Below are 26,645 nucleotides of genomic sequence, written 5' to 3'. Positions count from 1 at the left end.
AGGGAGAAGAACATGAATAACCGCCTGACCAGTCTGGCACTGGCCAGTTTACTTCTGGTGGGATGCGCCAGCTCAAAACCGGCGGATGACGCCGCCCCGGCGCAGCGCAGCGATCCGCTGGAAGGTTTTAACCGTACGATGTTCAATTTTAATTACAACGTACTTGATCCTTATGTGGTGCGCCCGGTGGCGGTAGCCTGGCGCGACTATGTGCCGGTACCGGCGCGTACCGGCATGAGTAATTTTCTCGGCAACCTGAATGAACCCGCCAGCATGGTTAACTCCATTCTGGTAGGCGAGCCGCGTCAGGCCGGGATCCACTTCACGCGTTTCTTCCTGAATACCGTACTGGGTCTGGGCGGCTTTATCGACGTCGCAGGCAAAGCGAACCCGGCGCTGGCGCGCGAGGTGCCGCATCGCTTTGGCAGTACGCTGGGGCGTTATGGTGTCGGCTACGGTCCGTATGTGGTGCTGCCCGGCTACGGCAGTTTCACCGTGCGGCAGGATGGCGGTGACTATGTGGATACGCTCTATCCGGTACTCAGCTGGCTGACCTGGCCGATGTCGATCGGTAAGTGGGCGCTGGAGGGAGTAGAGACGCGTGCTCAGCTGCTGGACTCTGACGGGCTGCTGAAACAGCAGCAGGATCCTTACTCTTTTATCCGCAATGCCTATTTCCAGCGTAACGATTTTCTGGCTAACGGCGGCAAGCTGAAGCCGGAAGAGAATCCAAACGCCAGCGCGATACAAAACGATTTGCAGGATATCGACGCGCCGTAAAAAAAGGGCAACCCACCGGGTTGCCCTTATTACTTGTGCGGCAGGCGCGATCAGAACTTATAGTTAAAGCTTGCGCCGTAAAGCCAGGCTTTGCCTTCTGAGTTGAAGGTATAAGGGGCTTCATTAACGGTAACGTGCTGACCATGCATATAAGATACGCCGACATCCACTGACGCTTCAGGCGTAAAGGCGTAAGACGCACCGGCGCTCAGCCACAGACGATCCTGATCCGGAATAGAGATAGAGCGTTTATCGGCCGGAACCGGGCTGTCATCGAAGGCGATACCGGTACGGAAGGTCCAGCGATCGTCATAGAAGTAGGTGGTACCCAGCGCAATGCGATAGGCATCTTTAAAGCTCTCATCTTTCTGGAACAGCGTCTGGCCGCGGCTGCCAGTCGCTTTCAGCTCCTGGAACTGGCTCCAGCTGGTATAGGCAAGGCTGTAGTGCACTGCCCACTGCGGCGCAACTTTATGCCAGCCGGACACTTCCCACATTTCCGGCAGGTTCAGGGTCAGGTAGCCGGGCACCGTTGAGCCGCCGGTACCGCCAAACGCCGCCGGGATATCGTTTTTATAATTGCCGTCAAAGTCGACTTTTACTTCAGAGCGGTAGGTAAAGCCGAAACGGTTATTTTTATCCACTTCATACAGCACGCCGGCGTTCCAGCCATAGCCCCACTCATTGCCTTTAAGGTGTGCGACCTGCAGATCGGACGGGAAGCCCACTGCCGGGCCAGCTTCACCGGCATAACGCTCAATTTTGGCGCGGGCATAAACCGCATCAAAGCCAACGCCAACGCTCAGGTGCTCGTTCAGACGATAGGCGGTGCTGAGATTAAGGTTAGCGGTCATCAGATCGGTTTTACCGCCATAGCCCCCTGCGGCATAACCATTATTGAATTCAGTGGCCAGGCCATAGTTTGAGGTTGCGGATGCGCCCACCCACCACCGATCGGTAAGCGGCTGAACATAGTGAATATTTGGTACCCACTGATTAGGCGCAATGTTATTCGCGTTCAGGCTATTGCCGGTGAGCGGACTGCGTCCGCTGATATCCACTTCAGGATCGATATAGACTGCGCCGATCGAGAACATCGGGCTATCCATCAGTGCCATGGTGGCGGGGTTACGACTGGCCGATGCTGCTGTGTCACCCATCGCGCCTTCGCCTGAATAAGCGCGACCTAATCCAATTGCTGAGAATTCGTTAAGTTGAAAGCCTGCGGCGTAAACCTGGGAGGAGACGAGCGCCACTGCAGCTGCCACAGCTGACTTTGCAAACAGGTTCTTATGGTTCATGACCACAACCTCATCAAAATTATTATTAAACGTTGTCACGTCGCGTAACAAAGGACGGCGGATTGTAGGGACTGAGACTAAACAGACATATCAGACCAGTGCGACGAGTATAGGTCTGACCTGTGTGTAAGTTGCAATAATGTTTTTCAAATATTACAGACTTGATCGATAAAATCAGATCTGCTTAACAATTTCTTTATACTGCGCCGTCAGCATACCGGCTCAGGTTTGTTTTGGATCAAATTTTATTGTGATATTCGTCACTTAGCGACGCAATGATAGAGGAAAATGGCCCGCAGGCGTACACTTTATGACAGAACATCCCCTTAGATCGCCCGCTTTTTCAGCCGGAGAAACCTCATGAGTCAGACCATTAATAAATGCAGTGCCCGCGAGACCGCTGCCTGCTGCTGTGTGGATACGGGCATTGTGATTGATAACAGCGACTGCAGTGCCCGCTGGTCAGCGCTGTTTCCCGATCGCGCAGCTGCCGAAGCGATGCTGTTAACGCTGACGGAGAAAGCGCAGCAAACTGCCTCTGAACCCTGTGAGATTACGTCGCAATTTACCTCAGAGCCGGAAGGTATACGCCTGAACGCTGAATTTACCTTTGCCTGTCAGGCTGAAGCGCTGATTTTTCAGCTCGCCCTGCGTTAATTCTGCATCGCCGTCAATCCGCGACGGCGAATCGCTATTTTCGTGTTTTTCCTCGCACTTTTTTCTCTTTGCTATTGGCGAGCCGTCGCCGGATGGTTAACACTGACGATCAGGTCAGACCTCTCTGGCAATGGTGTCAGATCGTCGGTTACAGGGGGAAAAGCATGAGCAGAGCGCAGCCGTTGCTGACGCGTCAGGGCGAACGTATCGCTATTACTCACGGGCTGCGTACGCCTTTTGTCCGGCAGGCGAGCGATTTCCACGGCATTCCGGCGCTGGAGCTGGGGCGTATGGTGGTCAGCGAACTGCTGGTGCGCAGCGAACTGCCGGTTGAGGTAATCGATCAGTTGGTGTTTGGTCAGGTGATACAGATGCCGGAAGCGCCAAATATTGCGCGCGAAATTGTGCTGAGCAGCGGGCTGAGCGTGCACACGGACGCCTACAGCGTCAGTCGCGCCTGTGCAACCAGCTTTCAGGCCGTCGCTAACGTAGCGGAGAGCCTGATGGCGGGCACCATCGATGCCGGAATTGCCGGCGGCGCAGACTCCTCCTCCGTGTTACCGATTGGCGTCAGCAAAACGCTGGCGCGTGCGCTGGTCGATCTTAACCGTGCGCGGACAGTGGGCAAAAAGCTGCAGATCCTGCGGCGTCTGCGCCCGCGCGATCTGCTGCCGGTGCCGCCTGCCGTGGCGGAGTATTCAACCGGACTGCGCATGGGAGATACGGCTGAGCAGATGGCTAAAACCTGGGGTATTACGCGTGAGCAGCAGGATGCGCTTGCCCTGCGCTCACATCAGCGTGCCGCACAGGCCTGGCAGAGCGGCGTACTGCAGCAGGAGGTCATGCCCGCCTTTGTGCCGCCGTGGAAAGCGCCGGTTGAGCAGGACAACACCATCCGCTTTAACGCCAGCGCGGCCGATTATGCCCGACTGCGGCCTGCGTTTGACCGGCGTCACGGCTCGGTAACCGCAGCAAACAGTACGCCGCTGACGGACGGCGCGGCAGCCCTCATCCTGATGCGTGAAGGGCGCGCCCGCGAACTGGGAATAGCGCCGCTGGGCTACCTGCGCAGCTACGCGTTTACCGCCATCGATGTGCAGACCGACATGCTGCTGGGCCCGGCTTACGCCTCGCCGCTGGCGCTGGATCGCGCTGGCGTCACGCTGGGTGATTTAACGCTGATTGACATGCATGAAGCCTTTGCCGCCCAGACGTTAGCCAACCTGAAGCTGTTCAGCGATGCGCGCTTTGCGCGTGAGGTGCTCAACCGGCCGCAGGCGCTGGGCGAGGTTGATGATGACCGCTTTAATGTGCTGGGCGGCTCCATCGCCTACGGGCATCCGTTTGCCGCCACCGGTGCCCGCATGATCGCCCAGACGCTGCATGAACTGCGGCGGCGCGGTGGCGGACTGGGACTGGTAACCGCCTGCGCGGCGGGCGGTTTGGGCACTGCAATGGTTCTGGAGGCTGAATAATGCAGCATACCGCGTTTGAGTTAACCCTGCGCCCGGATCATGTTGGTGTGATCACCATTGATGTGCCGGGTGAAAAAATGAATACGCTGCGCGCTGAGTTTGCCGCGCAGATCCGCGCGGTGATCGCCGCAGCCCGTCAGCATCCGCAGCTGGCGGGTCTGGTACTGATTTCCGGCAAAGCGGACAATTTTATTGCGGGTGCTGATATCAGCATGATCGACCGCTGCCACTCATCAGCTGAAGCGCAGGCGCTGGCGAAGCAGGGGCAGGAGGTGATGGCGGAGATTGCAGCGCTGCCGTTTCCGGTTGTGGCGGCGATACACGGCGCCTGTCTGGGGGGCGGTCTGGAGCTGGCGCTGGCGTGCGACGCCCGCATCTGTTCGCTGGATGAGAAGACCCGGCTTGGTCTGCCTGAAGTTCAGCTGGGCCTGCTGCCCGGTTCCGGCGGCACACAGCGGTTGCCGCAATTGATTGGCGCAGAGCAGGCGCTGTCGCTGATACTCAGCGGTAAAGCCCTGCGCGCCCGGCAGGCGCTTAAGCTGGGCCTGGTCGATGATGCGGTGCCGCCGGCCATTTTACTGGCAACGGCGGTGGCGCGCGTTCATAAAGGAAAGGGCGCGGCGCGGACGTTGCCACAGCGGGCGCGCCTGATGCAGAGCTTTGCGGGGCGCCCGTTACTGTTTGCGCTGGCAAAGCGTCAGACGGATAAAAAAACTCAGGGTAACTATCCGGCGACCGGGCGCATTCTGCAGGTGGTGCGCATCGGGCTGGAGCAGGGTAGCCAGGCGGGACATGAGGCTGAAGCGCAGGCGTTTGGCGAGCTGGCGCTAACGCCGGAATCGGCAGCGCTGCGCAGCCTGTTTTTCGCGTCCACCGCGCTGAAAAAAGCCGCCGCCGCAGAGGGCGAAGTGCGCACGCTGCAGCAGGTGGGCGTACTGGGTGGTGGGCTGATGGGCGGAGGGATTGCCAGCGTGACGGCGCTGAAAGCGGAACTGCCGGTGCGTATCAAAGATATCCAGCTCAGCGGAATCAATCACGCGCTGCGCTACAGCTGGGATCTGCTGACAAAAAAAGTCAGGCGGCGTCAGCTGAAACCCGCAGAGCGTCAGCAGCAGATGGCGCGCATCAGCGGCGGTACCGACTATCAGGGCTTCAGCCGGCGCGATGTGGTCATTGAAGCGGTATTTGAAGATCTGGCACTGAAGCAGCAGATGGTGGCGGAAATGGAGCAGCACTGTCAGCCCGACACCATTTTCGCCTCGAATACATCCTCGCTCGCTATCAGCGCTATCGCCGCGCAGGCGCAGCGGCCGCAAAATATCATCGGGCTGCACTACTTCAGTCCGGTAGATAAAATGCCGCTGGTTGAGGTGATCCCGCATGCGGCAACGTCAGCGGAAACGCTGGCTACCACGCTGCGGCTGGCGCAAAAGCAAGGTAAAACTGCAGTAGTGGTAGCGGATCGCCCAGGCTTCTACGTTAACCGTATTCTCGCCCCCTATATCAACGAAGCGCTGCGCTGTCTGCTGGAGGGGGAACCGGTCGAACATATTGACCAGGCTCTGGTAAAAGCGGGTTTTCCGGTAGGGCCGTTGCAGCTGCTTGATGAAGTCGGTATCGACACTGGCAGTAAAATCAGCCCGCTGCTTGAGCAGGCTTATGGCGCGCGCTTTGCCGCACCGCAGGCCGCGGTTGATGCTATTCTCGCTGACGACCGCAAAGGACGAAAAAACCGGAAAGGGTTTTATCACTATGAGAAGAGACGCTGGCCCGGCGCGCGTAAAGCGGATCGCAGCCTCTATACGCTGCTCGCTCTGAAACCTGAGGCGCGTCAGAGTGAGCAGCAGATTGCTGAACGCTGCATGCTGATGCTGTTAAATGAGGCCGCGCGCTGTCTGGATGAGTCGGTGATCCGTTCGGCACGCGATGGCGACGTTGCTGCGGTATTCGGCATCGGCTTTCCACCTTTTCTTGGCGGACCGTTCCGTTATATGGATCGATACGGCAGCGCTGCGCTTGTGGAGAGACTTACGGCCCTCGCCCAGCAGCATGGCGATCGCTTTGCCCCGTGCGAGGCGCTGCTGAAGCGGGCAGAAAGCGGCGCGCATTTTTACATTTAATCACATTCAGCAAGAGCGGTGCATATTCAGCCGCTTAGCAGAGAAGATGCAGTACAGGTCAGCCGGTACCGATTTAGCGGGCGCTTATTTAATAAGCAACCGGTTGACTATACTGAAGCCATTGGGGTAAAACACAGCCTTCATTCGCAGAATGAAGCGTCTGGTGCCGTGGTACCGGACGATATCGACCAACAACAGCGGTGCTTTATGCAAGTTTTTATCATGCGTCATGGCGATGCAGCTCTGGAAGCCGCGAGCGATTCTGCTCGCCCCCTTACGCTGTGCGGCTGTAACGAATCACGTCAGATGGCGAGCTGGCTCAACAGCCAGACGCCGGATATCGGAAGGGTGCTGGTCAGCCCCTATCTGCGCGCCGGGCAGACGCTCGCCACCGTGCGCGAGGCACTGGATTTGCCGCAAAACCAGGACGTTCTTTCTGAACTGACGCCGGGCGGCGATCCGGGACAGGTCGCATTGCATTTGCAGGCGCTGGCGGTGCAGGGCGTGAAAGCCGTGCTGGTGATTTCGCATCTGCCGCTGGTAGGATACCTGGTTTCTGAGCTGTGCCCGCAGGAAGCGCCGCCCATGTTCGCCACGTCGGCTATCGCCTGTATCGATTTTAATGCCGACGAGTGCGAAGGTAAGCTTTTGTGGCAGGTGAGTCCGGCCAGGCTTGCTAAAGCTATCTGATTCCCCTTCATAATTCAGGCTGCAGCTGCACTGGCTGCGCGCCTTCACCCCGGTCACTTACTGATGTAAGCTCCCGGGGATTCATTTGCTTGCCGCCTTGCTGCAACCTGAATTATTTCGGGGAATACGCGCGTACAGGCTGCAGCTGCGTTGGCTGCGCGCCTTCACCCCGGTCACTTACTGATGTAAGCTCCCGGGGATTCATTTGCTTGCCGCCTTGCTGCAACCTGAATTATTTCGGGGAATACGCGCGTACAGGCTGCAGCCGCACTGGCTGCGCGCCTTCACCCCGGTCACTTACTGATGTAAGCTCCCGGGGATTCATTTACTTGCCGCCTTGCTGCAACCTGCCACCTCATCTGCTAAGGCAGTTCGGGCGGTTGCCACTCTTCTACCTCAATCAGCACCAGCAGTGCGGCGTCGCCGCCGAACATTTTAGGTGCCTGGTGAAACGCCATCACATGCGGGTGCTGCGCCAGCCATAGCGGCGTCTGCTGTTTAAGAATATGTTTTCCGTGGCCGGTCATGACGCTGGCGCAAAAAATATGTTCGCGGCGGCAGGCGGCGATGAGCGCGCCCAGCTCCTGCTTCGCTTGCATCTGCGTCAGCCCGTGCAGGTCGAGAAAAATTTCCGGCGTGTAGTCACCGCGACGCAGCTTCTTCAGTTCATAGTGGCTGACGTCAGCACGGACATAGCGCACCGGCCCGTCGCTGGAGAGCAGCGGCTGAAACTCATCGGAAAAATAGTGGCTGTTGTCAGCCTGTTCGGAAAGCAGACGTTTCAGCGGGACTTCCCGGGTTTTAACCGCAGGTTTATGTACGATAGTGTCCTGTTTCAGCTTACGCGTCCCGATCATTAACTGACGAAACAGCGCCTGATCGTCGTCGTTCAGCGGCGTCTTTTTACTCATGGCGGGAAAATTCTTTCAACGTTGCAGTTTACCGGGCTGTTACCTTACCGCTAAGCGCTGACAAATGTCAGCTTTTTCGCCTCGCTGCGCTGAATTCTGGCCCGCTTCATGGCAAACTATCGGCCGATTGATTTTATGGCCTGCGGAGGGCTACGTGGACAAGATTTTCGTCGATGAGGCAGTAAACGAACTGCACACTATTCAGGATATGTTGCGCTGGGCCGTCAGCCGTTTTTCAGCGGCTGGCATCTGGTACGGTCACGGCACGGATAATCCCTGGGACGAAGCGGTCCAGCTGGTTCTGCCCACTCTGTGGCTGCCGCTCGATATTCCTGAAGATATGCGCAATGCGCGCCTGACCGCCAGTGAACGGCACCGTATCGTTGAGCGGGTGATCCGCCGCGTGAATGAACGTATTCCGGTCGCTTACCTGACCAACAAAGCCTGGTTCTGCGGACATGAGTTCTACGTAGACGAACGGGTGCTGGTTCCGCGCTCACCCATTGGCGAGCTGATTGAAAACCGCTTTGCGGGTCTGATCCCCGGCCAGCCACAGCATATTCTGGATATGTGTACCGGCAGCGGCTGCATCGCTATCGCCTGCGCCTATGCCTTTCCTGAAGCGGAAGTGGATGCGGTCGATATCTCCCACGACGCGCTGGCGGTGGCGGAACAAAACATTGAAGAGCATGGCCTGCTGCATCACGTCACGCCGATTCGCGCCGATCTGTTCCGCAACCTGCCACCGGTAAAATATGACCTGATCGTCACCAACCCGCCGTACGTGGATGCGGAAGATATGGGCGATCTGCCTGGCGAATATCATCATGAACCGGAACTTGGCCTGGCGGCTGGCAGCGATGGCCTGAAGCTGGTACGCCGCATTCTCGCCTGTGCGCCTGACTATCTCAGCGAGCAGGGCGTGCTGATTTGCGAAGTCGGCAACAGCATGGTGCATATGATTGAGCAATATCCTGACGTGCCTTTCACCTGGCTGGAGTTTGATAACGGCGGCGACGGCGTCTTTATGCTGACGCGCGATCAGATCGTGGCGGCGCAGCACCATTTCTCCTTTTTTAAAGATTAATTTGCGGCGCGCCTGAGCGCCCGCACTATGGCAACAAGGAGCCATCATGGCCGGAAACAGCATTGGACAACTTTTTCGCGTTACTACGTTTGGCGAGTCGCACGGTCTTGCGCTGGGCTGCATCGTTGACGGCGTGCCGCCCGGTATTCCGCTGACTGAAGCCGATATCCAGCACGATCTCGATCGCCGCCGTCCCGGCACCTCGCGCTATACCACCCAGCGTCGCGAGCCGGATCAGGTGAAAATTTTGTCTGGTGTGTTTGAAGGGGTCACTACCGGCACCTCTATCGGCCTGTTAATCGAGAACACCGATCAGCGTTCGCAGGATTACGGCGCGATTAAAGATCTGTTCCGGCCCGGCCACGCAGATTACACCTATGAGCAGAAGTATGGTTTGCGCGATTATCGCGGAGGCGGACGCTCCTCAGCACGCGAAACCGCTATGCGCGTGGCCGCCGGTGCCATCGCCAAAAAATATCTGCAGCAGCAGCACGGTATCGTAGTGCGTGGCTATCTGGCGCAGATTGGCGACGTCGCCTGTGAGCTGAAAGACTGGAGCATCGTTGAAGAGAATCCGTTTTTCTGTCCGGACGCCAGCAAGCTGGAGGCGCTGGATACGCTGATGCGCGCCCTGAAGAAAGAGGGCGATTCTATCGGCGCGAAAGTGACCGTGATGGCGGAAAACGTGCCACCGGGCCTCGGTGAGCCGGTGTTCGATCGCCTCGATGCCGATCTGGCGCATGCGCTGATGAGCATCAACGCCGTTAAAGGCGTAGAGATTGGCGATGGCTTTGCCGTCGTTAACCAGCGCGGCAGCGAGCATCGCGACGAAATCCGCGCCAGCGGCTTTCAGAGCAATCACGCCGGCGGCATCCTCGGCGGCATCAGCAGCGGGCAGACCATCAGCGCCAACCTGGCGATGAAACCGACCTCCAGCATTACCGTACCGGGTAACACCATTACCCGCACGGGGGAGGAGGTGGAGATGATCACCAAAGGGCGTCACGATCCCTGCGTCGGCATTCGCGCCGTGCCCATTGCCGAAGCGATGATGGCGATTGTGCTGATGGATCACCTGTTACGCCAGCGCGGGCAAAACGCTGACGTTAACAGCAGCGTACCGCGCTGGTGAGCCTGATGATGCGCCGCGCTCTGCTCACTTTCGCCGCGCTGCTGGGTAGCGCGGCCGCCGTTGCCGCCACGCCGTGGCAGCAGATCCAGCACCCGGTTTCCGGGGCGCCGCAGTCGATTGGCGGCTTCGCCAATGGCTGTATCATTGGCGCACAGGCGCTGCCGCTTGATGCACCGGCCTATCAGGTCATGCGTCAGGACCAGCGCCGCTACTATGGTCATCCCGATCTGATCGCCTTTATTGAGCGCCTCAGCACCCGCACCCGTCAGCTTCATCTGGGGCAGGTGCTGATTGGCGATATGGGAATGGCGGCGGGTGGACGTTTCAGCAGCGGCCACGCCAGTCATCAGACCGGACTGGATGTGGATATCTGGCTACAGCTGCCAAAAACCCGCTGGAGCGCACAGCAGTTGCTGAAGCCGCAGCCGCTGGATCTGGTGGCGCCGGATGATAAACAGGTGATCGCCCGTCACTGGCAGCCGCAGATTGATAGCCTGATCAAGCTGGCCGCGAAAGACAGCGACGTCACGCGAATTTTTGTGAATCCGGCGATCAAAAAACAGCTTTGCGCCGATGCCGGCAGCGATCGCGAGTGGCTGCATAAAGTTCGCCCGTGGTTTGCGCATCGGGCGCATATGCATGTGCGCCTGCGCTGTCCGGCCGGCAGCCTGGAGTGTGAAGATCAGGCGCCACCGCCGCCGGGCGACGGCTGCGGTGCAGAGCTTGAGAGCTGGTTCCTGCCGAAAAAGCCCGGCAGCACGCCACCGGTAAAAAAAGCCCCGCCGCCGCTGCCGCCATCCTGCCAGGCGCTGCTGGATAACCACCGGCTCTGAGTACCTCTCCCGGCGCGCAACGGCTATTGCCCCGCGCCGGGCTTGTCTGCTACCTGCTGCGAGAAGTGAAATGGACCTTTTTATCGTCAGCCCGCTTATCCTTGGCGTACTGTTTTTTGTTGCCATACTGGCCGCTTTTATCGACTCCATTGCCGGCGGCGGTGGACTGCTGACCGTTCCTTCGCTGCTGGCGGCCGGGCTGTCACCGGCACAGGCGCTGGCGACCAACAAGCTGCAGTCGGTTGGCGGCTCTTTCTCCGCCAGCCTCTATTTTGTCCGCCGTGGCGCCGTAAACCTGCGTGACCAGCGGCTGAACATCGCGATGACGTTTCTCGGCGCGGTCGGCGGCACGCTGCTGATCCAGCATATTCAGGCGGATATTCTGCGTCAGATCCTGCCGCTGCTGCTTATCGCCATCGGACTCTGGTTCCTGCTGATGCCGCGTCTGGGAGAGGTGGATCGCGAGCATCGTCTGCAGGGCGTGGCGTTTGCGCTGGTGGGCGGCGGCTGTGTGGGCTTCTATGATGGATTCTTCGGTCCGGGAGCCGGCTCCTTCTATGCGCTCGCCTTTGTCACGCTTTGCGGTTTCAATCTCGCCAAAGCGACGGCGCATGCCAAGGTGCTGAATTTCACCTCCAACTTCGCCAGCCTGCTGTTCTTTATGTTTGGCGGCAAACTGGTGTGGGGAACCGGCGTAGTGATGCTGCTCGGCGCATTTATCGGGGCGCGGCTGGGTGCGCGGCTGGTGCTGAGCCGTGGCCAGCGGCTGATCCGCCCGATGGTTGTGACCGTTTCTGCGGTCATGAGCGCCAAACTGCTGTGGGACAGCCACGGGGCTGAGCTACTGGCCTGGTTTGCCGCAGGATAAACCGACTCGTCAAATCGTGCCGCCGGTGCGACAATGGCGCCAGATGATTAACTGACAGATGACTATGCCGACAGAACACCACTATCAGCAGCTGATCGACATCTTCGACGGCTGCTTTGCTGAGACTTTTAAGACACGTCTAATTAAAGGCGATGATGAACCGATTTATCTTCCGGCAGATGCGGAATCACCCTGGCACCGCGTAGTTTTTGCCCATGGATTTTACGCCAGCGCGCTGCATGAAATTTCGCACTGGTGTATTGCGGGCGACGCGCGTCGGCAGCAGGTTGATTTTGGCTACTGGTACTGCCCCGACGGGCGTGATGCGCAGACGCAGAGCCAGTTTGAAGCGGTTGAAGTAAAACCGCAGGCGCTGGAGTGGCTATTCTGCGTTGCGGCGGACTTCCCCTTTAATGTCAGCTGTGACAATCTCGAAGGCGATTGTGAACCCGATCGCATTGCGTTTCAGCGCCGGGTCCATGCCCAGGTGATGCACTATCTGGAGCAGGGGATCCCGGCTCGCCCGGCACAGTTTATTGCGGCGCTGAACCGCTATTATGGTACGCCAGCGCTCACTGCAGCGCAGTTTCCGTGGCCGGAAACGCTTTAATTCGCCTGCTTAAAATGAAAGGAATGAGAGATGATCGTAGAATTTGAGTCCCGCATTCTGGCGCTGATTGACGATATGGTCGATCACGCCAGTGATGATGAGCTGTTTGCCAGCGGTTATCTGCGCGGCCATCTGACGCTGGCGGTTGCGGAAATTGAGCAGAGCGGCGAACACACGCCGGAAGCGCTGCAGATTGTCGTCTCCCGGAGCCTGCAGAATGCTATCGCCGCCGGTGAACTCTCGCCACGCGATCAGGCGCTGGTGGTCGGCATGTGGGATAACCTGTTTAGTCAGGCACGTCAGACCGCCTGATGCGCGGGGCGACTTTTCGCCCCGGCTCTCAGCGCCCCGCCTTTTTTCCCTTCAGCAATTTACGCACCCAGTAGCGGTTCGGATTCAGCGCCGCCAGCGTTGCGGCATCGAGCGGCTGCGGCTCACCGCTCATTTGTGCCGCCAGCACTTCAGCTGCCAGCGGCGCGCTGCAGAGCCCGCGCGATCCCAGCGCCCCCAGCACGAACAGCCCGTGATAGTGCGGGGCTTCAGCAATCTTCTCCCCGCGGGCGCGCTGTCCCGGCAGGTCAGCATACTGCGCCAGCGTGGCAGCGTAGTCTGGCAGGCCGCCGCTCATGGGCAGATGATCGCGCGTGGCGCAGCGCACGCCAGTCCGCGCCTCGTTATCACTGAGATCAACCTGCTGCGGCCAGGCGGCCTGCGGCAGGCACGCCATCAGACGCTGACGGTTGCTCTGCTGATCATCGGCACGAAAAGCGGTCGCGGTGTCACCGCGATGATAGCTGGCGCCGATGCAGTGGGTGCCAAACGTCGGGCTGACGGGTGTCAGATAACCATCGTAACAGAGCACGCTCTGCAGGTTTGCCAGCGCGGCTGATGAGGGCGCATGGCTTACCTGGCCTGCGACCGGGTAGACCGGCAGATCCTGGCTCTGTTCCAGCGTCCGCAGCGCATGCCCGTTGGCCAGTACGACATTCTGATGCTGCATATCAGCCCGGTCGGAAAAGTGCAGCGTCCAGCCGTTTTCATGCGGCGTCAGCTGCGTAACCCGGTGCAGCCAGTGCTGGTGCAGACCCTGCGTCTGCGCCTGATCCAGCAGGTTGCTGGTAAGCTGGGAAGGGGAGATCCATCCGCCACGCGGATAGCAGATGCCGCCCATACCCAGCGCAACGCCCGCCAGCTGCTCCGCCTCGGCCGGTGAGACGCCGTAAGCGATCTCCGCCGGCAGCGCCAGGGCCAGCATCTGCGCAATCTTATCGGCGCTTTTTTCATCCCACGCCAGCTGCAGCACTCCACACCAGCTCTGTTCAGCACGCTCCGGCAGGCTATCGTAAAGACGACGCGCGAAGCTGAAAGCGGCGGGGAAAAACTGCGCCAGCGCGGGATCGTGCTGGTTCAGTAAGGGGTAGAGCGCTGCCTGACGGTTGCCGGATGCACCCAGTGCCGGGGCCTCATCGGCGCAGTAGAGCGTCACGCGCCAGCCGCGGCGCAGTAATGCCAGCGCCAGCAGCGCACTGGCGACGCCGCCGCCAATGATGGCGACATCCTGGCCCGCTGCTGCAGGCCGCGCATACCACGGCTGCACGGCTGGCAGCGGCACCGCATGCGCCAGCGTGCCGGTCAGCATTTCGCGCTTATGCGCAAAGCCTTTACGTTTACTGATGGTAAATCCCGCTTCCTGCAGGCCACGCCTGACAAAACCCGCAGCGGTAAAGGTCGCCAGCGTTCCTCCGGCACGTGCCAGCCGTGCCAGAGCGCTGAACAGCGCCGGGGTCCACATATCCGGATTTTTAGACGGCGCAAAGCCGTCCAGGAACCAGGCGTCAACCTGACCCTGCAGGCTCTCATCAAACTCTGATATCAGCGTATTAATGTCACCAAACCAGAGATCAAGCGTAACCCGTCCACCGTCAAACAGCAGCCGCTGACAGCCGGGCAGCGCCGATGGCCACTGCTGCTGCAGCTGCGTTGCCCACGGCGCCAGCTCCGGCCAGCGCGCCTGCGCGGCAGCGAGATCGGCCTGCGTTAGCGGATACTTTTCACAGCTGATAAAGTGCAGCCGCTGCAGCGCCGCAGCAGGCTGCTGCGCGCGAAACTGATCGAACGCCTGCCATAACGTGAGAAAGTTCAGACCGGTGCCAAAGCCGCTCTCCGCCACAATAAACAGATCGCGCGTATGCGTGCTGAAACGCTGCGGCAGCTGATTACCGCCGAGAAACACATAGCGGGTCTCTTCCAGTCCATTATCGTTAGAGAAGTAGACATCATCGAACGCTCGGGAAACAGGTGTACCCTGATCGTTCCAGGTTAATTGCGCGTGTTCAACCGGGGATAATTTCACGGGAAAGGCTCATTTTTCAGGCAGTGGCGCGATTTTAGCGAGTGGCGTCACATGACGCAAATTTACAAAAGGAAATGGCTGATCGGACTTGTTCGGCGTACAACTGTACGCTAGAGTGCACGTCAATCCAAAAAGATGTGGAATGAGGACTATTGAATGAAACGTGCAGTGATTACTGGCCTGGGTATCGTTTCCAGCATTGGTAATAACCAGCAGGAAGTGCTGGCTTCTCTGCGTGAAGGCCGTTCCGGTATCACTTTCTCTGAAGAGATGAAAGAAGCCGGTATGCGCAGCCACGTGTGGGGCAACGTCAAACTGGATACCAACGGGCTCATCGATCGCAAAATCGTGCGTTTCATGAGTGATGCCTCTATTTACGCCTATCTTTCTATGGCGGAAGCGGTCAAAGATTCAGGCCTGACTGACGAGCAGTATCAGAACAATCCGCGCGTGGGTCTGATCGCCGGTTCCGGCGGTGGTTCACCGCGCTATCAGGTGTTCGGTGCTGACGCTATGCGCGGTCCGCGCGGCCTGAAAGGCGTGGGTCCTTATGTAGTGACCAAAGCCATGGCCTCAGGTGTATCTGCCTGCCTCGCGACCCCGTTTAAAATTCATGGCGTGAACTACTCCATCAGCTCCGCCTGTGCCACCTCAGCACACTGCATCGGCAACGCCGTTGAGCAGATTCAGCTGGGCAAACAGGATGTGGTCTTTGCCGGTGGCGGTGAAGAGCTGACCTGGGAAATGTCCTGCGAGTTTGACGCGATGGGCGCACTTTCGACCAAATATAACGATGCGCCTGAGAAAGCCTCGCGTACCTATGATGCTAACCGTGACGGTTTTGTTATCGCCGGCGGCGGTGGCATGGTTGTGGTTGAAGAGCTGGAGCATGCGCTGGCACGTGGTGCGCATATCTATGCTGAGATTGTTGGCTATGGCGCAACGTCTGATGGCGCTGACATGGTTGCACCGTCAGGTGAAGGCGCGGTGCGCTGCATGAAGATGGCGATGCAAAGCCTCGATGCACCGATCGACTATCTGAACACGCATGGCACCTCCACGCCGGTTGGCGATGTGAAAGAGCTGGGCGCAATCCGTGAAGTGTTTGGTGACAACACCCCGTACATTTCAGCGACCAAAGCCATGACCGGTCACTCCCTGGGTGCAGCGGGCGTGCAGGAAGCGATCTACACCCTGCTGATGCTGGAGCACAGCTTTATCGCGCCGAGCATCAACATCGACGATCTGGACGAGGCCGCAGCAGGGATGAACATCGTGACGCAGCCAACGGAAAAAGCGCTGACCACGGTCATGTCCAACAGCTTCGGCTTTGGCGGCACCAACGCCACGCTGACCATGCGTAAATATCAGGGCTAAATCTGCCCGCGTCCCGTCGCCCCCTGACGGGATATCACAGGCTGTCGCTATGGCAGCCTTGCTTTCTCTGCTCAGCCTGAGCCGTTTTGACAACCCCGCTTTGACCTGCATACACTCCTGTTTTACCTTCCCGTAATTTCCCTGCGCTATCGTCGCTGACAAGGAGTGCGCAAACATGACCGCTCACGCTAACGCGTCCGTATTGCCGCTCGCCTGTACCTCGTTTGCCGTGTTTCTCAGCTATCTGACCGCCGGACTGGCACTGCCGGTGATCCCGCTGTATGTGCATCAGGAACTGGGCATGAGTAACCTGATGGTGGGCATTGCAACCGGCAGTCAGTTTATTGCCACCCTGCTGACGCGCGGTTTTGCCGGCCGGCGTGCGGATCAGCAGGGAGCACGCGCTACCACCCGCTACGGTATGCTGACGATTGCGCTGACAGGGGCTGCCTATGCCGCCGCCGTGCTGCTGCCGGTCGCACCCGGCGTGCGCTTTATGCTGCTGATAGTGGCGCGTCTGCTGCTGGGGGTAGGGGAAAGCCTGCTGCTGACCGGTAACCTGACCTGGGGGCTGGGGCTGGCGGGGGCCAGGCGCTCTGGTCTGGTCATGTCCTGGAACGGAATGGCGATTTATGGCGCGCTGGCGGCAGGCGCTCCGCTGGGAGTGCTGATGTATCAGCATGGCGGGCTGCTGGCTATCAGCGGTGCGGCGCTGCTGCTGCCGCTGCTGGCTCTGCTGGTTAACGGCTGGATCCGTGCGGTGCCGGTTGCCGGCGGTACGCGGCCGTCGCTGTGGAGCGTTATCAGCGCCATTTTTTCACCGGGGCTGGTGCTGGCGCTGCAGGGCGCCGGTTTCGCCGTAATCGGCACCTTTACCTCGCTCTATTTTGCTGCTCAGGCGTGGGGACACGCCGGCTTTGCGCTCACCGCCTTTGGCTGCGCTTTTACCGGGGTGCGGATCCTCTTTGGTCATCTGCCGGATCGCTATGGCGGGAGCCGGGTCGCGCTGGTGTCACTGCTGGTGGAAGCGCTGGGTCTGCTGCTGCTTGCCGTTGCCACCTCAGGCTGGCTGGCGCTGGCGGGGGCGGCCCTCACCGGCTGTGGCTGCTCGCTGATCTTTCCGGCGCTGGGGGTTGAAGTGGTGCGTCGCGTCGCGCCGCAGATACGCGGTACTGCCCTGGGCGCTTTCTCTGCCTTTCAGGATATCGCCTATGGGATCAGCGGCCCGCTAACCGGACTGCTGGCGACGGCGTCTGGCTATGGCGCCGTCTATCTGGCGGGCGCGCTCTGTGCCGTGGCCGGTTCCGTTATCACCTGGTGCTGCGTGCTTCGCGCGCCAGCAGCATAACCAGCTTATCGCAGGCGCTGGCGATCTCAGCCGGCGTCAGCGCTGCAAAGCCGAGCAGCCAGCCGGGCTGCGGTGCAGCTGTATGGCAGAGCGGTGAGAGAGGCGGTAGCAGCAGACCCGCTGCCGCTGCCCGCTGTGTCAGCGCTTCCTCATTGCCCTGCAGCAGCGAGACGGCCAGTTGCAGACCACCGTTTGCCGGAAGCGGGCGCAGCCACGGCTGCATACGGCTATGAATCTCTTCCAGAAGCCGGTCGCGCCGGTAGTGATAGAGCTGCCGCATCAGCCGCAAATGGCTGGCAAAATGGCCCTGCTGCAGAAATTCAGCGGTGATAGCCTGCGGCAGCAGCGCGCTATGCCCATCCAGCACGCTGCGCGCCCGGCCCAGCGGCTCAGTCAGCTGCGGCGGTACCACCATCCACGCCAGGCGCAGGGAGGGAAACAGGGTTTTGGAAAAGGTCCCCAGCGAGATGACCCTGCTGTCGTGCGTTATGCCCTGCAGCGCCGGAGCAGGCCGATCACCGTAATGAAATTCGCTGTCGTAATCGTCCTCAATCAGCCAGCTGTTATGCTGCTGCGCCCACGCCAGCCACTGCAGCCGCCGTGCCAGACTCATCGCTATACCGGTTGGATAGTGATGCCCGGGCGTCAGGTAAACCAGCCGGGCGCGACCGGAGAGCGGGACCGCGCCGTGCTCATCCAGCGGCATCGCCCGGCAGTGCGCGCCTGCGGCAAGAAAGGCGTTACGCGCCCCCGGATAGCCAGGATCTTCCAGCCACACCTCATCATCCGGATCCAGCAGCAGCAGCGCCAGCAGCTGCAGCGCCTGCTGCGAACTGGTCAGGATGATGACCTGTTCCGGACGACAGCGCATACCGCGCGACAGGCTCAGATACTCTGAGACCGCCTCGCGCAGCGGCAGGTAGCCGAGCGGATCGCCGTAGCCCATCACGCGGCTGCCGAGCCGGCGCTGCACGTTGCTGCTGATGCGCCGCCACTGCGTATGCGGGAAAGCCCGTAAATCGGGCGATCCGGCGGCAAACGCGGCGGGGAAGGGCGGATCCTGACAGCCGCCGGTCGCCAGCAGCTGCAGGCCACGCTGCGAGAAGTGCGGTGCCCGGCGGGTTGACGGCGTATCTGGCGGCGGAGCCAGCGTAATCGCGACAAAAGTACCGCGCCCGGTGTGGCGCTGCAGATAACCTTCGCTTTCCAGCTGCGCGTAGGCCGCTTCCGCGGTTACGCGCGCGACTGACAGCTCTGCGGCCAGCTGACGGCTGGAGGGAAGCTTCTCACCGTGGCGCAGCTGACCGCTGACGATCGCCTGCCGCAGGGTGCGGCAGAGGCGCTCGCGTCGTCCACCCTGCGCCTGCTGCTGAAAAAGCGTGGCCAGTTCCTGATACATAATGGTCTTATTACTCTGACGGAAAGGGTCTCATTGCGGAGACCAATTTGCCGTAAAGTGGGTGCACATCGCAACAGGAGAAGAGTATGTCCGCTGTCTTACACTATCCCGCCGCCCGTGCGGAAGAGAGTTACGCCTATCTGCAGCAGAAGCTGAGTTATTACACCGATGCCTGGGATCTGGCAGAGGATCTGGCACGCGGCGAGGCTGCCATTGTTGTTTTTGATGCCCGCAGCCCTGAACACTATGCTGCAGGACATATCTGCGGCGCGCATTCGTTTCCTCACCGTACCATCAGCGCACACAGCACGGCGGCGCTCGATCGCAGCAAGGTCTATATCACCTACTGTGACGGCATTGGCTGCAATGGCTCAACCAAAGCGGCACTAAAACTGGCAGCGCTGGGATTTCAGGTTAAGGAGCTTATTGGCGGGCTGGATTTCTGGAAGCGCGACGGGCATCCGCTGACGTGGGGAACCGACGCGGGAGAGTGGCCACAGCACGGTGCTGCGGCCGGGTGCGGCTGCTGACTCAGGCCAGCAGCCAGAGCAGAAACAGCACCACCGCTACTGCGATTATCAGCGACAGCGCCGGGCGCTGCGCCAGCGGGCGCGGCAGGATCTCTGTAAACGGTGCCCAGATAGGTTGTGGCTGGCGCACGCTGTCCGTCAGCGGCAGCGTTTCACCGCGCTCAGCCCGGCGGCTGAAAAGCTGATTCAGCAGATCCTGACACTGCGCGGCGGTCAGCACGGTTTGCGGCGTCGCCTGAAAACGCTGCTGGCTGTAATCCTGCAGCAGCAGCTGTTCATCACGATTCAGCGGCTGTTTCAGCGAGCTTTCCAGCAGCTGCAGCGTGGGTGCGCTGTGCTGCCCCAGCGTCTGGCGTACCTGCAGATACTGCGTCAGCAGCGGAAAGTGCCGCGACGGCACCGGATCGCCGCTTTTAAGATTCACCAGCTTCAGCGCGTCGGTCAGCAGTTTTACCGGCGACTCGCCGGTCGTGGCCGCCAGCCGCGTCACCTGCTGGTTCAGCGCCTGCTGCTCCGCCGGCAGCAGCGTGCGATCGGTACTGCGGCTCTGCTGCGGCTGCGGGATCGCCATCTGGCCGTTCTGCAGCATGGTCAGCACCTGACGCAGCTGATCCTGGCTCAGCGCACTCAGCACCGTCTGGTTAAACTGCTGGCGGATAAAGTCGCTTACCGCCTGACGGTTGTTGCCCTGCGGCAGCTTATCCTGCAGCTGCTGGAGCAGCTGGCGCGTGGCGTGACTGTCCTGCACCTGACTCAGGCGACGATTAAGGTGCTGTTCAGCAGCCGGAAAATGGCGCGACTGAAAGTCAGCATCGCTCTTCACGCCCACTTCATGGCGTACGCCCGCCCACAGCTCAGGCGCTTTCAGGGTGCTGAGAGACATAATGCGTACAATGAGCCGTTCCAGCGTGGTGCGCTGCGCCGGAGAGAGAGGCTGTTCGCCAGCCGGACCGCCGGGGCGGGCCGGGCCGGAAACACCGGTAAGCGCAGAACGATCGCCCGCGGGCACACCGGGACCGCTGAGAGGTTGCATGGCGGAATCCTTGAAAAACGAGTCAGATCCGGGTGCGCCGGAAAAAGAGGGGCATATGATAGCAAAAGCCCCCGGGAAATCCACGGGGGCTGGTATCAGAAAAGCGAGAAGATGCGGATTTATTCCGCCTCTGCCGCTCTGAAGCGGCTGCGACGCCAGCGTTTCCAGACGAATGGCACCACCAGGACTGCGACCGCCAGCACCAGCAGCACTTTGCAGATGAGACTCTCCCACAGAATAGGCAGGTTGCCGTTACTGATTGAGAGCGCACGGCGCAGGTTCTGCTCCAGCATTTCCCCCAGCACAAAGCCGAGGATCAGCGGCGACATCGGGAAATCCATCTTGCGCAGGATATAGCCAAAGATGCCTAATCCCACCATCAGCAGCAGGTCGAAGGTTGTGCTGTGCACCGCATACACGCCGACGGCGGAAATGGCGGCGATCGCAGGTACCAGGAACCAGAGCGGGATGGTCAGCATACGGGCAAAGATATTGATCATCGGGATATTCATGATCAGCAGCATCACGTTGCCGATCAGCAGTGCGGCAATCAGGCCCCAGACAATGTCAGGCTGTTCGATAAACATCGCCGGACCCGGCGTAATGTTATAAAGCGTCAGCGCGCCTACCATCACCGCCGTGGTACCGGAACCCGGAATGCCCAGCGTCAGCATCGGAATAAATGAGCCACACGCCGAGGCATTATTTGCTGCTTCCGGTGCTGCCACGCCGCGAATATCCCCCTTGCCGAACTGGTTACTGCCGCTAATCTTCTTCTCCGTCATATAGGCGATAGCGCTGGCGATAGTGGCACCCGCACCCGGCAGCACGCCAACGAAAAAGCCCAGAAAGGAGGAGCGCAGCGTGGCGCCGGTTGCCTGGGCCGCTTCTTTCATATTGAACATCATGCGGCCGCTGGCGCGTGCGACTTTCTTGCCCCCGCTGGTGGACTCCAGCATCAGCAAAATTTCGCTGACCGAGAACAGGCCAATCACCACCACCACAAACTGAATGCCGTCGGAAAGGTGAATGCTGTCGAAGGTAAAACGATAAACACCGGTATTCGCATCGACGCCCACGGTAGCCATGCTCAGACCGATCAGGGCGGCCAGGAACGATTTCAGCGGGTTGTGGCTCATCATGCTGCCGAGGCAGGCGATGGCAAACACCATCAGGGCAAAATATTCCGCCGGACCAAATGCCAGCGACCAGTTCGCCAGAATCGGGGCAAACAGAATGATGCCGATGATGGCGATGGTGGAGCCAACAAACGAGCTAACGGCGGAGATAGAGAGCGCTACGCCCGCTTTACCCTGCTGCGCCATCGGATAGCCATCCAGTGCGGTCATGATAGCACCTGCGTCACCCGGCACATTCAGCAGAATTGAAGAGATACGTCCGCCATATTCACAGCCGATATAGACAGTAGCCAGCAGGATCAGCGCTGATTCAGCTGGCAGGTGCAGAGCAAACGCCAGCGGCATCAGGATCGCCACGCCGTTAATCGGGCCCAGCCCCGGCAGTAAGCCGACAATGGTGCCGATAAAGCAGCCGATCAGGGCGATCATCAGGTTCTCCGGCGTCATAGCGACGGCGAAGCCCTGCATCAGAAAAGACCAGGTATCCATTATTGACTCCTGTTAACTCAGCCAGCTGCCCATCGGCAGCGTTACGTCAAGCAGCCGGTCGAAGGCGTAAAACAGCGCCACGCCCATCACCACGCCAGAGATCGCCGCCGCCCACCAGCGCGCACCAAACAGCAGGCCGATACCAAAGGTCAGCAGGGTCGTGCAGAGCGGAAAGCCCAGATGTTCGAACTGCCAGCCATACGCCATCAGCAGAATGCACAGGACAATCAGTTTTTTAAACGTGGTGGCTGAGGGCCACTGTATGACATCAGGCTTGCGCAGCAGCATCATGACGGCGCAGATCGCCATCAGCCCGAGCAGCAGCAGCGGGAAAGGGCGCGGACCGACCGGCTCATAGCTATATTCACTCTGGATCTGCCAGCCGATAAACAGGCCGGCAATACAGAGCGCCAGCCAGATGGCGGCAAAAATACGATCGCTCATTATCGCCTCCGCTATTTCGCCAGCCCGAACGATTTCGCTTTTTCACGATAGTCAGCGACCTGTTTTTTCACGTAAGCATCCAGCTCGCTGCCAAACATGTTGAATTCAAACAGGCCGCGCGCGTCGCGCTGCTGCTGAAACTCTTTGGTGGCAACCAGTTTTTTAAACGAATCTTCCCACCACTGGTACTCCGCATCGCTGACTTTAGGACCCAGGTAATAACCCCGGATCACCGGCCATTCAACGTTAAAGCCCTGCTCTTTAGCGGTGGGGATATCGGCCAGATTTCCCGGCAGACGTTTGTCGCTCATCACCGCCAGCACGCGCATTTTGCCGCCCTGCAGGTGTGGCACCATTTCACTCATATCACCGGATACCACCTGAATATGGTTGCCAAGCAGCGCGGTCACCGGCTCGCCGCCACCTTCAAAGGCGACATAGCGCATTTTGCGCGGATCGATACCGGCTTCACGCGCCAGCAGCGCGGTTTTCATCCAGTCCTGACTGCCGATGGAGGCGCCGGCGCCTACGACGACTTTATTAGGATCGTTTTTCATCGCCTCCATCAGCTCGCCCAGCGTTTTCCACGGCGCGTCGGCGCGTACCGCCACCATGCCGTAGTCAGTGCCGACGGCGGCCAGCCACTTCACGTCGTCCACGGAATAGCGGCCAAATTTGCCCTGTGACAGATTAAGCAGCGACCCGCCGGAGAAGGCTACCAGCGTACCCGCTTCGGCCGGGCGCTGCGCAATGATGGCGTTATAGGCCACTGCGCCGACGCCGCCTGGCATGTAGGTTACGCGCATGGGCGAGGTGAGCTGGCCGGTCTCCTGCATGGAGACCTGGATCAGCTTACAGGTCAGGTCAAAACCGCCGCCGGGTTTGGCCGGGGCGATACACTCGGTGCGCTGTGGTACCTCTGCCAGCGCAGAGGTTACTGAAAAAGCCAGCAGGGATGAGGCGAGGACGAGAAGGCCTGTTTTTTTCATGGTTCGCTCCAGTCATTCTTCCAGATTGTGATTGCTACCGAACATTTTCGGTTGCTGAATTGTTAAAGGAGCAACCTTTCATTTACCTTTCAGCTATCAGCAAAAATGACAGGATGTGATATGCGTCTCTTACTGGTGGAAGACACCACTGAACTGGCCTCATGGCTGCAAAAGGCGCTCACGCAAAAAGGATTTGCCGTCGACTGGGTCGCCGACGGGCTGGCCGCCGATCATATATTGCAGAGTGAGGACTACGCGCTGGTGGTGCTTGATGTATCGCTGCCGCGGCTGGATGGCCTGACGGTACTGGCGCGGCTGCGCAAACGCGGACAGAACGTGCCGGTGCTGCTGCTGACGGCGCAAAGTACCCTGGCGCAGCGGGTGCAGGGCTTAAACGGCGGCGCCGATGACTATCTGACCAAGCCGTTTGAGCTGGATGAGCTGGATGCGCGACTGCGCGCGCTGCTGCGCCGCAGCCACGGCCAGACGGCGCAGACCCAGCGGCTCGGACAGCTGGAGCGCGACAGCGAAGGCTATTTCCTGCTGAATCATAAGCCGCTGTCGCTGACGCCGCGCGAATCGAGCGTGCTCTCCACGCTGATGCAGCGGCCGGGACGACCGGTATCGCGCCAGCATCTTTATGAGCAGACGTTTACGCTGGCCGACGACGCCAGTCCGGAGAGCATTGAGCTCTATGTGCATCGGGTGCGTAAAAAGCTCTCCGGCAGCGATGTGGCGATTGTGACGCTGCGCGGGCTCGGCTACAGCCTGGAGCAGCAGCCGTGCGGCTGATGCACTCGCTGCGTGGTGAGCTGCTGCTGTGGCTGGGCGCACCGCTGCTGCTGCTGTGGGCGCTGTCGGTTTATACCCATTATCAGAGCGCGCTGCAGGCAGCGAATCAGGCTTATGACCGCTCACTGCTGGCGTCAGCGCGCACCGTGGCGGAAAGGCTGGTGGTACGCCAGCGCCATCTGGAAGTGGATGTGCCCTGGGTAGTGCTGGACAGTTTTGAGCGTAATATGAACGACCAGCTCTTCTATCAGGTTATTTCCCCGCAGGGAAATACGCTCTCCGGCTATCCCGATCTGCCGCTGCTGCCGCGTAACGCGCCGCTCTCTGAGGCTTACCCGGCGCTGGTGCACTTTTATGACGCGCACTACCGCAGGCAGCCGATTCGCGTGGCGGCGCTATGGCAGCCGGTGAATGAAGAGGGGGTAGAAGGCATGGCGCTGGTGCTGGTGGCGGAAACGCTGAACTCCCGGCACGCCTTTGCCGACAGCCTGCTGCGTACGGCGCTGATCAGCCAGAGTTTCCTGGTGCTGATCACGCTGCTGCTGGCGGGGATGCTGCTGCGCCGGGTGCTGCGGCCGCTGCGCCGGCTGTCGCGGATTATGCTGCGCCGTGCGCCAGGAGAGCTGACGCCCTTGCCGTCGCTGGTACCCTGGTCAGAACTGCAGCCGCTGATTGTGGCATTTAACCGGCATCTGGAGCGGCTGCGCGGGCTGCTGGCGCGGCAGGAGCGCTTCAGCGCCGATGTGTCGCACCAGCTGCGTACGCCGCTGACCATTTTGAAAACCCAGGTCAGCGTGGCGCTCAGCAGTGACGATCCGCAGCAGTGGCGTGAGAGCCTGCAGGGCATGCGCCACACGCTGAACGATACCGTAGAGCTGACTGACCGGCTGCTGCAGCTGGCGCAGATCAAGGCGCGCCACGGCGAAGATAAACCCTTTACCCGCGTTGATCTCAGTCAGATTGTGCAGCAGGCGTGCCTGAGCGGCTATACCGCCGCGCGGCACAAGCAGATTGATTTAGGTTTCGAGGGCGAAGAGGCGTGTCGCGTACAGGGAGACGCGCTGCTGCTGGCTGAACTGTGCGCCAACCTGCTGGATAATGCGATTAAATATACGCCGGCGCAGGGAACGGTAACGGCACGGCTGCAGGGGCATCAGCTGGAGATTGAAGACAGCGGCCCCGGTATAGACGCTGCGCAGCAGCAGCAGGCGCTCCAGCCGTTTGCACGTCTCGATCCCAGCGGGCAGCCTGGTGCGGGTATCGGGCTGGCGCTGGTGAAAGATATCTGCGCCTGGCACGGCGCGCGGCTGCGTCTCGATCGCAGCCCGCAGCTGGGCGGACTGCGGGTCACCGTCAGCTTTCCCTGATGGCCGGCTGGCGCAGCGGCGTCTTCAGCCGCTGCGCCAGGATCACGCCGGTAAGCGTAATACCGCCGCCAATCCAGTGATAGCTGTGCAGCTGCTCATGCAGAAACAGCACCGCAATAAGCGCTGTAAATACCGGCACCACGTTCATAAAGATACTGGTGGTGCTGGCACCCAGCCGCTGCACGCCAAGGATCCACAAAAAGGGCGCCACGATCGAGGCAAACAGCCCGGCAAACAGCACCAGCGGCAGGTTCTGCTGCGTCAGCGCGACCTCCGGCGCGAGCAGAAAGCCCGGCAGCAGCAGCACAACACCGAAGAAAATCTGCACATAGAGGCTCTGCCAGGTGGGGAGCGGGATCGCCCAGCGTTTGGTCAGCACGCCATAGAGCGCATAAGAGGTGGAGGCCGCCAGCATCATCACTTCGCCATTGCCGGGACGCTGCGCCAGCAGCTGAGCCGGGTTGCCGCCGCTGACCAGCCAGACCAGACCGATAAACGAGAGAATACCGCCCAGCAGAATACCGCGCGTGGGAGCCAGACGCAGCACCAGCAGGCTGAGCAGAATCGTCAGCAGCGGAATGGTGGCGCCCAGTATGCCCATCATCACCGCCGACACGCTATGCGCCGCATAGTAGGCAAGGCTCTGATAGAGCACCATGCCAAGCAGCCCCAGCAGCAGCAGCTGGCCGAGGTGGCCTTTTATGGTGCGCCGGTGCCGCCATACGCCGGGCAGGCAGAACGGTGTCAGCACCAGCAGCGCCAGCAGCCAGCGATAAAATGAGATAGCGGCGGGATCGATAGCGTCAGCCGAAAGTTTGCTGACGATGGTGTTGACTGACCAGATCAGCACCGCAATGAGCGGGAACAGCAGATTCATAACAGGCTCCGTAAAAAAGTGCCGCCAGCATACGTTTGACCGGT

At 60.0% G+C, this 26,645-nt stretch carries 25 protein-coding genes; 16 read left to right on the top strand and 9 right to left on the bottom strand.

Annotated features, from left to right (window positions below; genetic code table 11):
- Positions 1-12 precede the first annotated feature (12 nt).
- Entirely contained in the window at positions 13-780 is a 768-nt protein-coding gene (gene mlaA, locus LAC65_RS10815; RefSeq protein ID WP_039379156.1) for a phospholipid-binding lipoprotein MlaA, read from the top strand.
- 50 nt (positions 781-830) lie between these two features.
- On the opposite strand, the gene fadL is transcribed toward mlaA, so the two are convergent.
- Positions 831-2,081, bottom strand: a complete 1,251-nt coding sequence (gene fadL / locus LAC65_RS10810; RefSeq protein ID WP_039385584.1) for a long-chain fatty acid transporter FadL — start codon at positions 2,079-2,081, stop codon at positions 831-833.
- 360 nt (positions 2,082-2,441) lie between these two features.
- On the opposite strand from fadL, the gene LAC65_RS10805 reads away from it, so the two are divergent.
- From LAC65_RS10805 to sixA, 4 genes are all read left to right on the top strand, one after another.
- A complete protein-coding gene (locus LAC65_RS10805; RefSeq protein ID WP_082032635.1) occupies positions 2,442-2,738 on the top strand; it encodes a YfcZ/YiiS family protein in 297 nt (98 codons plus the stop codon).
- Between the two features lie 164 nt (positions 2,739-2,902).
- Positions 2,903-4,213, top strand: a complete 1,311-nt coding sequence (gene fadI, locus LAC65_RS10800; protein WP_039379155.1) for an acetyl-CoA C-acyltransferase FadI — start codon at positions 2,903-2,905, stop codon at positions 4,211-4,213.
- Positions 4,213-6,333 carry a fatty acid oxidation complex subunit alpha FadJ gene (fadJ, locus tag LAC65_RS10795; protein ID WP_039379154.1) on the top strand — a complete coding sequence of 707 codons (2,121 nt, stop codon included), beginning with the start codon at positions 4,213-4,215 and terminating at the stop codon, positions 6,331-6,333. Before fadI ends, fadJ begins: the two co-directional genes overlap by 1 nt.
- A gap of 207 nt (positions 6,334-6,540) precedes the next feature.
- Positions 6,541-7,023: a phosphohistidine phosphatase SixA gene (sixA, locus tag LAC65_RS10790; RefSeq protein WP_039385580.1), complete on the top strand. Its 483-nt coding sequence runs from the start codon at positions 6,541-6,543 to the stop codon at positions 7,021-7,023.
- A gap of 362 nt (positions 7,024-7,385) precedes the next feature.
- Here sixA and smrB read toward each other — a convergent pair whose 3' ends face one another.
- Positions 7,386-7,934, bottom strand: coding sequence for an endonuclease SmrB (gene smrB, locus LAC65_RS10785; protein WP_039379153.1), 549 nt, complete (start codon positions 7,932-7,934; stop codon positions 7,386-7,388).
- Between the two features lie 154 nt (positions 7,935-8,088).
- On the opposite strand from smrB, the gene prmB reads away from it, so the two are divergent.
- The 6 genes from prmB (at position 8,089) to LAC65_RS10755 (ending at position 12,776) form a co-directional block, all read left to right on the top strand.
- Positions 8,089-9,021 (top strand): 50S ribosomal protein L3 N(5)-glutamine methyltransferase, encoded by a 933-nt coding sequence (prmB, locus tag LAC65_RS10780; RefSeq protein ID WP_039379152.1) that lies wholly within the window; start codon positions 8,089-8,091, stop codon positions 9,019-9,021.
- 46 nt (positions 9,022-9,067) lie between these two features.
- Positions 9,068-10,153: a chorismate synthase gene (aroC, locus tag LAC65_RS10775; protein WP_039379151.1), complete on the top strand. Its 1,086-nt coding sequence runs from the start codon at positions 9,068-9,070 to the stop codon at positions 10,151-10,153.
- 8 nt (positions 10,154-10,161) lie between these two features.
- Complete coding sequence (mepA, locus tag LAC65_RS10770; protein ID WP_039385578.1) at positions 10,162-10,986, top strand: penicillin-insensitive murein endopeptidase; 825 nt, start codon at positions 10,162-10,164, stop codon at positions 10,984-10,986.
- Between the two features lie 70 nt (positions 10,987-11,056).
- Positions 11,057-11,854: a sulfite exporter TauE/SafE family protein gene (locus LAC65_RS10765; protein WP_039379149.1), complete on the top strand. Its 798-nt coding sequence runs from the start codon at positions 11,057-11,059 to the stop codon at positions 11,852-11,854.
- A gap of 64 nt (positions 11,855-11,918) precedes the next feature.
- A complete protein-coding gene (locus LAC65_RS10760) occupies positions 11,919-12,464 on the top strand; it encodes an elongation factor P hydroxylase (RefSeq protein ID WP_039379147.1) in 546 nt (181 codons plus the stop codon).
- Positions 12,465-12,494: 30 nt separating this feature from the next.
- Complete coding sequence (locus tag LAC65_RS10755) at positions 12,495-12,776, top strand: YfcL family protein (protein WP_039379145.1); 282 nt, start codon at positions 12,495-12,497, stop codon at positions 12,774-12,776.
- Between the two features lie 28 nt (positions 12,777-12,804).
- On the opposite strand, the gene mnmC is transcribed toward LAC65_RS10755, so the two are convergent.
- Positions 12,805-14,817 carry a bifunctional tRNA (5-methylaminomethyl-2-thiouridine)(34)-methyltransferase MnmC2/FAD-dependent 5-carboxymethylaminomethyl-2-thiouridine(34) oxidoreductase MnmC1 gene (gene mnmC, locus LAC65_RS10750; protein WP_039379144.1) on the bottom strand — a complete coding sequence of 671 codons (2,013 nt, stop codon included), beginning with the start codon at positions 14,815-14,817 and terminating at the stop codon, positions 12,805-12,807.
- A gap of 156 nt (positions 14,818-14,973) precedes the next feature.
- Here mnmC and fabB point away from each other — a divergent pair, with 156 nt between their 5' ends.
- Both fabB and LAC65_RS10740 read left to right on the top strand, forming a co-directional pair.
- Positions 14,974-16,194 (top strand): beta-ketoacyl-ACP synthase I, encoded by a 1,221-nt coding sequence (fabB, locus tag LAC65_RS10745; protein WP_039379143.1) that lies wholly within the window; start codon positions 14,974-14,976, stop codon positions 16,192-16,194.
- A 175-nt stretch (positions 16,195-16,369) separates the two neighbouring features.
- A complete protein-coding gene (locus tag LAC65_RS10740) occupies positions 16,370-17,542 on the top strand; it encodes an arabinose transporter (RefSeq protein WP_039379142.1) in 1,173 nt (390 codons plus the stop codon).
- Here LAC65_RS10740 and pdxR read toward each other — a convergent pair.
- A complete protein-coding gene (pdxR, locus tag LAC65_RS10735; RefSeq protein WP_224144714.1) occupies positions 17,505-18,941 on the bottom strand; it encodes a MocR-like pyridoxine biosynthesis transcription factor PdxR in 1,437 nt (478 codons plus the stop codon). The genes LAC65_RS10740 and pdxR overlap by 38 nt on opposite strands.
- A gap of 86 nt (positions 18,942-19,027) precedes the next feature.
- Here pdxR and LAC65_RS10730 point away from each other — a divergent pair, with 86 nt between their 5' ends.
- Positions 19,028-19,471, top strand: coding sequence for a rhodanese-like domain-containing protein (locus LAC65_RS10730; RefSeq protein WP_039379137.1), 444 nt, complete (start codon positions 19,028-19,030; stop codon positions 19,469-19,471).
- 1 nt (position 19,472) lies between these two features.
- Here the strand turns inward: LAC65_RS10730 and flk are convergent, their stop codons facing one another.
- From flk to LAC65_RS10710, 4 genes are all read right to left on the bottom strand, one after another.
- Complete coding sequence (gene flk, locus LAC65_RS10725) at positions 19,473-20,504, bottom strand: flagella biosynthesis regulator Flk (RefSeq protein ID WP_039379135.1); 1,032 nt, start codon at positions 20,502-20,504, stop codon at positions 19,473-19,475.
- 119 nt (positions 20,505-20,623) lie between these two features.
- Positions 20,624-22,132, bottom strand: coding sequence for a tripartite tricarboxylate transporter permease (locus tag LAC65_RS10720; protein WP_039379132.1), 1,509 nt, complete (start codon positions 22,130-22,132; stop codon positions 20,624-20,626).
- A gap of 12 nt (positions 22,133-22,144) precedes the next feature.
- Positions 22,145-22,576, bottom strand: a complete 432-nt coding sequence (locus LAC65_RS10715) for a tripartite tricarboxylate transporter TctB family protein (RefSeq protein ID WP_039379131.1) — start codon at positions 22,574-22,576, stop codon at positions 22,145-22,147.
- Between the two features lie 11 nt (positions 22,577-22,587).
- Positions 22,588-23,565 carry a Bug family tripartite tricarboxylate transporter substrate binding protein gene (locus LAC65_RS10710; protein ID WP_039379130.1) on the bottom strand — a complete coding sequence of 326 codons (978 nt, stop codon included), beginning with the start codon at positions 23,563-23,565 and terminating at the stop codon, positions 22,588-22,590.
- Positions 23,566-23,685: 120 nt separating this feature from the next.
- Between LAC65_RS10710 and tctD the strand changes: the two genes are divergently transcribed.
- Both tctD and LAC65_RS10700 read left to right on the top strand, forming a co-directional pair.
- On the top strand, positions 23,686-24,357 hold the full coding sequence (tctD, locus tag LAC65_RS10705; RefSeq protein WP_039379127.1) for a transcriptional regulator TctD: 672 nt from the start codon (positions 23,686-23,688) through the stop codon (positions 24,355-24,357).
- On the top strand, positions 24,348-25,724 hold the full coding sequence (locus tag LAC65_RS10700) for a sensor histidine kinase (protein WP_039379125.1): 1,377 nt from the start codon (positions 24,348-24,350) through the stop codon (positions 25,722-25,724). Before tctD ends, LAC65_RS10700 begins: the two co-directional genes overlap by 10 nt.
- Here LAC65_RS10700 and LAC65_RS10695 read toward each other — a convergent pair.
- Positions 25,711-26,601 carry a DMT family transporter gene (locus LAC65_RS10695; RefSeq protein WP_039379123.1) on the bottom strand — a complete coding sequence of 297 codons (891 nt, stop codon included), beginning with the start codon at positions 26,599-26,601 and terminating at the stop codon, positions 25,711-25,713. The two genes, LAC65_RS10700 and LAC65_RS10695, sit on opposite strands and share 14 nt — an antisense overlap.
- Positions 26,602-26,645 lie beyond the last annotated feature (44 nt).

This window comes from Pantoea eucrina (assembly GCF_020079945.1).
Lineage (GTDB): Bacteria > Pseudomonadota > Gammaproteobacteria > Enterobacterales > Enterobacteriaceae > Pantoea > Pantoea eucrina.
Note: the sequence above shows the minus strand (reverse complement) of the source record. Positions and strands in the feature narration are given on the sequence as shown.